General features: G+C 52.3%; 8 protein-coding genes and 1 pseudogene (1 of these 9 running past the window's edge). All 9 read left to right on the top strand.

Features of this window, described 5'->3' with window-relative positions; translation table 11 throughout:
• Positions 1-1,184: pseudogene (locus tag NUV48_09935) on the top strand (IS110 family transposase) (it extends 124 nt beyond the left edge of the window).
• A 149-nt stretch (positions 1,185-1,333) separates the two neighbouring features.
• Entirely contained in the window at positions 1,334-1,510 is a 177-nt protein-coding gene (locus NUV48_09930; GenBank protein MCR4442457.1) for a hypothetical protein, read from the top strand.
• A gap of 8 nt (positions 1,511-1,518) precedes the next feature.
• The gene (locus NUV48_09925) at positions 1,519-1,770 is read left to right on the top strand and encodes a hypothetical protein (protein MCR4442456.1); all 252 of its coding nucleotides are present in this window, start codon (positions 1,519-1,521) and stop codon (positions 1,768-1,770) included.
• 105 nt (positions 1,771-1,875) lie between these two features.
• Positions 1,876-2,373: a transposase gene (locus NUV48_09920; protein ID MCR4442455.1), complete on the top strand. Its 498-nt coding sequence runs from the start codon at positions 1,876-1,878 to the stop codon at positions 2,371-2,373.
• A 338-nt stretch (positions 2,374-2,711) separates the two neighbouring features.
• Complete coding sequence (locus NUV48_09915) at positions 2,712-3,683, top strand: 3-hydroxyacyl-CoA dehydrogenase family protein (protein ID MCR4442454.1); 972 nt, start codon at positions 2,712-2,714, stop codon at positions 3,681-3,683.
• Positions 3,684-3,941: 258 nt separating this feature from the next.
• On the top strand, positions 3,942-5,156 hold the full coding sequence (locus tag NUV48_09910) for a GntP family permease (GenBank protein MCR4442453.1): 1,215 nt from the start codon (positions 3,942-3,944) through the stop codon (positions 5,154-5,156).
• A gap of 79 nt (positions 5,157-5,235) precedes the next feature.
• A complete protein-coding gene (locus NUV48_09905) occupies positions 5,236-6,258 on the top strand; it encodes a ketopantoate reductase family protein (GenBank protein MCR4442452.1) in 1,023 nt (340 codons plus the stop codon).
• Between the two features lie 73 nt (positions 6,259-6,331).
• On the top strand, positions 6,332-7,258 hold the full coding sequence (locus tag NUV48_09900; GenBank protein ID MCR4442451.1) for a 3-keto-5-aminohexanoate cleavage protein: 927 nt from the start codon (positions 6,332-6,334) through the stop codon (positions 7,256-7,258).
• Positions 7,259-7,342: 84 nt separating this feature from the next.
• Positions 7,343-8,644 (top strand): 4-hydroxybutyrate--acetyl-CoA CoA transferase, encoded by a 1,302-nt coding sequence (locus tag NUV48_09895; GenBank protein MCR4442450.1) that lies wholly within the window; start codon positions 7,343-7,345, stop codon positions 8,642-8,644.
• The last annotated feature ends 206 nt before the right edge of the window (positions 8,645-8,850 follow it).

The raw sequence follows: 8,850 nt of genomic DNA, 5'->3' as shown, positions 1-8,850 counted from the left end.
TCCACAAAAAAACCATCACGGCCTGCATCATCACACCAGAGGGGAAGGTGGTCAGAACTTTTGGCACGATGACCGGCGAGTTGCTCAAGCTTGTGGAGTGGATTAAAGAGCAGCGGTGCACTTGCGTGGCAATGGAAAGTACTGGAGTGTACTGGAAACCAATTTTTAATCTCCTGGAATTAGCGGGGATTGACGCTATTGTTGTTAATGCCCAGCATATCAAGACAGTACCTGGCCGCAAGACGGATGTAAAAGATGCCGAATGGATCGCAGACCTTCTCAGACACGGATTGTTGACAGGCAGTTACATCCCCTCCAGAGAACAGCGCGAGTTAAGGGAACTGGTGCGCTACCGTAAAAGTTTGATCGAGGAACGCGCCCGCGAGGTGAACAGGCTGCAAAAGGTCCTGGAAGGGTGCAACATTAAACTTTCTTCTGTGGCCAGCGATATTATGGAAGTTTCCGCCCGCTCCATGATTGAGGCTATCATCAACAACATCTCTGACCCGCAGCTGTTGACAAAACTGGCCCAGGGCCGCTTGAAAAGCCAGAGGGAAAATCTGGAGCAGGCACTGGTTGGCTTGGTTGGCCCGCACCAGAGAAGGATGCTTGCCTTACAACTGAAACACATCGATTTCCTTGATGAAGAAATCAAATGCCTTGATAGGGACATCGAGGAACGAATGCGCCCTTTTGAGGAAGACCTGGAGCTTCTTGATACTATCCCAGGTGTGGCCAGGCGGTCCGCCGAAAACATTTTGGCTGAAATTGGTACTGATATGAACCGTTTCCCCTCAGAAGCACACCTGTCTTCGTGGTCAGGAATGGCTCCGGGTAACAATGAAAGTGCGGGAAAACGCAAATCCGGAAAAACATCCAAAGGCAACAAGCATTTGCGAAGCACCTTGATACAATGTGCCCTGGCAGCATCACATAGTAGAGAAACATACCTGTCTGCCCAGTATCATCGAATCGCCGCCAGGAGAGGCATCCGCCGTGCTGCTGTCGCGGTAGGGCATAGCATTTTGGTCATTATCTATCATATTTTGAAAAACAGGCAACCTTATTATGATTTAGGTGCCAATTATTTCGATGAACGCAAGTCTGCTGTTGTACTAAAGAATGCTATCAAACGTATAGAAGCTCTGGGTTATACGGTCATCGTCAAGGAAAATATAGCCTAAGCAGCTGTTGATGTCGCTGCCGCACAGGCTGCAAAAATAAATTTCTGCAGCTTTGGTTTTGTGTTGCCTTTTTTACGGTTTATTGTTTTCAGAGTAGGGTAGATTTTGGCTTCACTAAAGACGGCAAATTCAACGAAGTCCAGGTAGTATTGGGTTTACTTATTGATTGCGAGGGGCGGTCCATAGGCTATGAGCTTTTTCCTGGCAATACCTTTGACGGCAAGATCCTGGAAGTAGCCTTGGAAAAGCCGGAAAAACGCTTTGGCCTGCGCCGAGTAATTGTGGTCGCCGAACGTGGGCGCAACAGCAAGCTCAATTTAATTTAAAGCGCAAAGTGGAACGGGGCTACAGCTACATCTTTGCCGCCCGCATCAAGAGCATGAAGAAAGAGATTACCGATATGATATTTGACGAAAATGGCTACCGGGAAATAAAAGCCGAAGAAGGAGAAATCCTTCGCTACAAGTTTATCGAGTACATAAACGAGTTCACCGCTAAAGGGAAAAAAACAAATTGCCCGAAAAATTTCTCGTTACCCGCTCTAGCCGACGGGCGGGAAAAGGCCGGGCCGACCAGAAAAGGTTAATCGAGAAAGCCCAAAGACTTTTTGAAAGCAAGGCCAAGATCTAGGCCAGCAAATAAACGTGGCGGCAAGAAATACCTAAAAGAAGTAGATTGTACTGGGACCTGGATGCTGGACGAAGAAGCAATTAACCGGAATCAACAATTTGACGGCTATTACGGCATCCAGACCAGCGAGAAAGAGATGAGTACAAAAGACATCCTGGATACTTACCACAACCTGTGGCGGATTGAGGAATCTTTCCGTGTCATGAAAAGCAACCTGGAAGTGCGGCCGGTTTTCCATTGGACCGAAAGGCGAATTAAGGGATACTTTGTAATCTGCTTCCTGCCTTTTCTCCTCGAACGCACCCTGGAATTCAAGCTCCGGCAAGCCGGAGGGGGAAATGCCTCGCCTGTGGAAATCCGGGAAGCGTTAAACTCCTTCAATTTTGCCGAAGTAGAAATCGAAGGAAAATCTTTTTACATCAAGACTAGAAGCACAGAGTTGAGCAAAAAGATCCTTCGCCTGATGCGTATTGCACCGCCGGGAAACATAACTGCTGTAGATAAGCTGGCAGGCCCAGCTTTAGTGGCAAAATGCGCGTCTCGTTTTCTATATTTTTAGACTATCATGCCGCCTGCGGCACCCATCGGAAGGATGAAAATTTATTTTCAGGGTTTTATGTAGGTTCCAGGGTTTCAACTGATAAAGTCAATCGCAAGAACCTTCAAACGCCTGGCGTTTGAAGGTTTTATTTTTATCACCTTTTCTCCCGGGCTCCCAGAATTGATAGAAAGACCTGGCCCTTTTCGCCTTATCCTCTCAATTCTGCAAAAAATCAGGGGATCATCTGGCTGGACCGCCCGCCGCAGGCGGTTTTTGTCGTTTGGCATGCCTTTTGCACTGCTAACGCTGGTGGAACTTAAAGACGGAAATCGCAAGACGAGGAGGCAAGACCAACCATGAGTATGAGGGCGTCAGATATCAAAAAGATAGCCTGTGTCGGTGCCGGTCTGATCGGTGCGGGCTGGGCGACCAATTTTTTGATGAAAGGTTACCCGGTGGTTCTCTATGACATCAAGGAGGAATTCCTGGAACAGGCGCGGCAAAGGATCAGCCAAAACCTGCAATTCCTCGTAAATAAAAAGGTGCTGGACGAAAAGCGTTTTGCCGCAGCGATGCAAGCCGTGGCCTGCACCACAAGCCTGGAGGAAGCCGTAAAGGACGTGCAGCTTATCCAGGAATCCGGCCCCGAGAATTATGAGGTCAAACAGGCCTTGCTGGTAGAGATTGAAAAGCATGCCCACCCAACGGCCATTTTCGCCAGCAGCACTTCCGGCCTGCTAATCAGCGAAATCGCCAGATATGCCCAACACCCGGAACGGTGCCTGGGCGTGCACCCCTACAATCCCCCCCACCTTATTCCGCTGGTGGAGATAAGCAAGGGAGACAGGACGAGCGATGCGGTCGTGGACACCGTGTATGAATTCCTTTCCTCGCTGGGCAAAGAGCCGGTAATACTCCGGAAGGAAGCGCCGGGCTTTATCGCCAACCGCCTGCAGATGGCCTTGTACCGCGAAGCCGTGGACCTGGTGAACAGGGGAGTATGCAGCATTGAAGACGTCGACAAGGCCGCCTGTTTCGGGCCGGGTCTCCGCTTCGGGATCATGGGACCCAACCTGATTTACCAGCTGGGCGGCGGGGCGCATGGGATCAAAGGGCTTTTGACTCATGTCGGTCCTTCGGTGGAAATGTGGTGGGCCGACATGGCCGACTGGAAGAAATGGCCCGAGGGTTGGCCGGACAAAGCACAGGAAGGAGTAAACCGGGCTATGGCCAACCGGCCGCCGGAGTTCGGCCGGACACCCGAAGAAATCGCTGCCTGGCGCGACGATATGCTGATCGAGCTGTTGAAGCTACATAAAAAAATTTGATTTAGGGCTTTATGGCCGCTCTGCCGCTAGATCACATCGTCGTTGCCGGCCTTGGTCTTTACCATCCAGGAAAGGAGGGTTGAATATGACAGCTTAATCGGCTTAAATGCCAGTTGCCAATCACAGTTACCACGGTTAAATCAAAAATTTCGGAGGTGTGTTTATGCTGGGTGTTATTGGCGTATTAATCGCTCTGGACCTGGTCATGTACCTGGCCTACAAGGGGTGGGGAATCATCCCGGCCTCACTGTATGTTCGTTGATCGTCCTCCTCACCAACGGAGGAAACATCTGGAAAGGTTTTGCCACAGACTACGGCGACGGTTTCAAGTATTTCGCCGGCACCTATTTCCTGCTGTTCATTCTGGGTTCGCTCTTCGGCAAGGTTATGAGCGACACCGGTTCAGCCAGCGCCATTTCCTACAAGCTGATCGACTGGCTGGGAACAAAAAGGGTCATCCTGATCATCCTGCTGGCCACAGCTATTCTCACCTACGGTGGGGTGAGCCTTTTCGTGGTTGTCTTTACCGTGTACCCCATCGGGCTGGTCCTGTTCCAGAAGGCCGAAATACCCAAGCGCATCCTGTGCGCTGCGGTCGTGGCGGGAGCCGGTACGTTTACCATGACGGCCCTGCCGGGAACCCCCCAGATCCAGAACATAATCCCGGCCCAGATCCTTGGAACAACGCCTATGGCTGCACCGGTCATCGGCATAACGGCATCTTTACTCATGTTTTTCCTTTGTCTGCTGTATCTTAACCGGGAAGCAAAAATTGCCGCTGAAAAAGGCGAACCGTTCACCGGCGGTCCGAACGGCAAGGCATCGGCGCTTCCTTCGGCTGATTTGTCCGGGTTGCCGGATTGGAAAATTGCTTTTCTTCCACTGATACTTGTCATTGCAATCATTGTGGCCCTGAAAGGTAAAATGGACCCTCTGGCCAGCGTGGCCGTGGCGATGACTGTTGCAACCCTGGTCTGCTACCTGTTGAATATGCCAAAGATTAAAAACCCGGTTCAGACCCTGACCGAAGGCTTATCAATGGGGGTAATGCCTCTGATCAACACCGCGGCTATTGTCGGTTTTGGCTTTGTAGTCCAAAAGGTTCCGGCTTTCCAGTCTTTTGTCAAGTTTGCCCTCGGGCTCAAATTTGATCCCCTCATTTCAGCCGTATTCGCCACAAACATTGTAGCGGGCATCACCGGGTCTTCCAGCGGCGGGCTCAGCATTTTCCTGAAGACGATGGGCCCCGAATACCTGAAACTGGGCGTCAACCCGGAAATACTCCACCGGATCAGCGCCATCGCCTCGGGCGGGCTGGATACCTTGCCTCACTGCGGCGGCATTATCACCATCCTGATGGTGATGGGGCTTACCCATAAGGAAGCCTACAAGGGCATTTTTGTGACCAGCGTTTTAATTCCCATTATTGCCGTAATTGTCGGCGTGATAATGGCAATGGCTGGTATCGTTTGACCAAAGGCCAAAAAGGGATGAGGGATGAACCTGTAAAAAATGAACGTGATATTTGATTTAAAGAAAGGAGTGGTTTGTTGTGCGTGTAGCCATCATGGGGGCCGGTTCCCTGGGGACCATCATCGGCGCGCTGGTGAGCAAGGAAAACCGGGAGGTTGTATTAATCGATGCCAACAGGGAGCATGTTAATGCGCTCAACCAGAAGGGGGCAACCATAACCGGCAAAATGGATCTCAACGTACCGGTTAAAGCCATTACCCCGGATGAAATGGAAGGCATCTACGACATTGTCCTGTTCCTGGTAAAGCAGACATACAATGATGTGGCTCTAAAACAGCTTCTGCCGCACCTGGGCCCCGACAGCGTCGTCTGCACCCTGCAAAACGGGGTGCCTGAAGACGCCGTGGCGGAGGTGGTCGGCAAGGAGCGCACTATGGGCGGCACGGTCGGCTGGGGAGCCACCTGGATCGGTCCCGGGGTCTCCATGCTGACTTCGGACCCTGCCAAAATGACCTTTGACCTGGGAGAACTCGACGGCTCCATCAGGGAAAGGACGCTTAAAGTAAAAGAGCTGCTCGACCCTATTGGCCAAACAGTTATTGTCCCCAACCTGATCGGAATCCGCTGGACCAAGCTGCTGGTAAACGCCACCTTGAGTGGCATGTCGGCGGTGCTGGGCTGCACATTCGGTGAAGTTCTTGACAACGAGAAGGCCCTGACCTGTGCGGCGCATATCGGGAATGAAGCGCTGCTAATCGCCAGGGCAAGAGGCATTTCCATGGAGCCCCTGCAAGGCCACGACCTCACGGCGCTGGGCTTCAGGACCAAAAAAGAAATGGTGGCAAGGTTTCCCCTGTATCACGCCATATTCGGCCCGCACCGCCTGCTGAAAGCCAGCATGCTGCAGGACCTGGAGAAAGGCCGCAAAACGGAAATCGATGCCATCAACGGCGAGGTGTCGAAATGGGGTGCCAGGCTCAGCATCCCTACCCCGGTAAACGACAAGGTCGTGGAAATCGTCAAGGGCATCGAAAACGGGAAATACACCTATTCCTTCAGCAACCTGGAAATGTTCGAAATCCCTGAAATACCGGAAGAGTAAAAGCAAAGCAAACGCAGAGCAGACATCGCAATCCTGGAAACAAAAAACGATTAAATTAAAAAGGAGCATCATTATGGCTGTTGCAGACCACAAAAGGATCATAAACTGCGCGATCACCGGCTCAATTCATGTCCCCAGCATGTCGCCGTATCTGCCAATTACACCTGACGAGATCGCGCAAAACGCCATTGACGCCGCCAATGCGGGCGCGGCTTCGGTGCACATTCACGCCCGTCATCCTGAAAACGGAGCGCCTTCTCCTGACCTTAACCTGTACCGGGAGATTGTCGAAAAGATCCGGGCCAAGAACAAGGACGTGATAATCTGCATCACAACCGGCGGCGGCGCCGGGATGACCGTCGAACAGCGGGCCGCCGTGATCCCGGCCTTGAAGCCGGAGCTGGCTTCCATGAACGCTGGGTCCATCAACTGGGGCCTGTTCCCCGTCAAAGAAAAAATCCCCTCCTTCAAATTCGACTGGGAACCCAAAATGCTGGATATGACCAGGAATTTCATTTTTGAAAACACGTTCGGCGCCATGGAAACCATCTGCAAAATAATGGATGAAAATGGGACCAAGCCGGAGTTGGAAGTCTACGACACGGGACATTTATACAACATCGCCTATCTGCTGAGCAAGGGAATTGTCAAGCCTCCCCTCTACCTGCAGTTTGTGTCAGGCATTCTGGGCGGGATCGGTTCAACCCCCTACGACATCATGAACCTGCATCTAACTGCGGACAGGTTGTTCGGCGCCGGCAAATACAACTGGTCAGTTATCGGCGCCGGCCGGGCGGAATACCCTTGCGCGACGATGGCTTTGCTGCTGGGCGGTCATGTCAGGGTCGGTATGGAAGACAACCTTTACCTGGGTAAAGGCGTGCTGGCTAAAAGCAACGGCGAAATGGTGGAAAAAATGGTCCGGATCATGAAGGAACTCGATCTGGAACCGGCTACACCCAATGAAGCCCGGGAGATTATAGGCCTGCCGCTGAAATAATCAACAACAATCGCTGTCAAGGGCGCAGGACAAAGCGTTGGGTCCTGCGTCCTTGAACCATGCTTTTCCAAGGAGGATCGACCGATGCTGAACAGGTTTCAACAAATGTACAACAGTAAAAAGATCACTGTGGAGCAAGCCCTGGGGCTTATCCGGTCCGGGGATGAAATCGTGGCGGGGTTCTGCGGCCTGGAGCCGATGGCTGTCTTGAGCCGGCTGCATACCATTAAAGACCGGGTAGAGGACGTGACGGTTTGGTTTTCCCTGGGAATGGGCAAGTACGAGTTCTTCACCAATCCCGAACTCAAAAACCATTTTCACACCAAATCCTGGTTTTACAGTGGAGGGATCAGGTCGGCTCACTCCCTGGGGACGGTAAGCTATCAGCCCGGCCACCTGCACAACGCGATGACCCGCAAGCTGCAGGTCAGTTGCCCCAGGGTATTTATCGGCACCGCCACGCCCATGGACAGGCACGGTTATGTGAAAGTATCGCTCAGCGTCTTGTATGAAAAGGAATTCATTGAAAAAGCCGACCTGGTCATCATGGAGATAAACCCACGGCTGCCCAACGTCGGCGGAGATACGGAAATACATATCAGGGACATTGATTATGTTATTGAAGTGGATAGACCGATACCCGAGCTTCCTCCGTCCGAAGTGACCGAGGTTGAGAGGACCATCGGGGCTTATGTGGCAAGCCTGGTCAACGACGGCGACACGATCCAGCTGGGGATCGGGGCGATCCCGAATGCGGTGGCCCAGCCCTTTATGGATAAACACGACCTCGGGGTCCATACCGAAATGATCACCACCAGCATGGCGGACCTGGCTGAAGCCGGGGTAATTACAGGAAGAAAAAAGACCCTGCATCGCGGCAAGATCGTGGGCACTTTCGCCCTTGGTTCCCAGAAACTGTATGATTTTCTCGACGAGAATCCCTCGGTAATTCTTATGCGTGGACCTTATGTCAATGACCCTTATGTGATTGCCCAAAACGACAACATGGTCTCTATCAACACCGCACTCCAGGTTGACCTGACCGGCCAGGTATGCTCGGAATCCATCGGAACGCAACACTACAGCGGGACAGGCGGGCAGACCGATACCGCCGTGGGCGCGATCCATGCCAAAAACGGGAGGTCAATCATCGCTGTGTATTCTACTGCCAAAGGCGGGACCATTTCCACGATCCAGCCCTGGCTGTCGCCCGGGGCGGCAGTAACCCTGCAGCGAAACAACGTGGATTATGTCGTCACGGAGTACGGGATCGCCTGCTTGAAAGCACGGACCATCAGGGAACGGGTGGAAAACCTGATCGCGGTCGCTCATCCCGATTTTCGCGCCGAGTTGAGAGAAACGGCTTTCAAACACGAGATCTGGTGAACCGGCCTCCTGGTTTAGCCGGCCGTTTCATATCCCCAGTTTATCAATACAATGAGCAGCGGCGCCCTGTGTTGGGGCGCTTTGCTGACAACAAAGCCAGATGGGTTCTGTCACTGGCAAATCAACGCCCCGTCATATCTAACCGATAGCTGTCCGCGCTCACCGTTACTTTGCAGTTCGCAAAATAGCCTTTATTCACTTGCCCC

The organism is Peptococcaceae bacterium (assembly GCA_024655825.1).
Taxonomy (GTDB): Bacteria; Bacillota; Peptococcia; order DRI-13; family PHAD01; genus JANLFJ01.
This window is presented reverse-complemented; position numbering and strand designations above follow the sequence as displayed.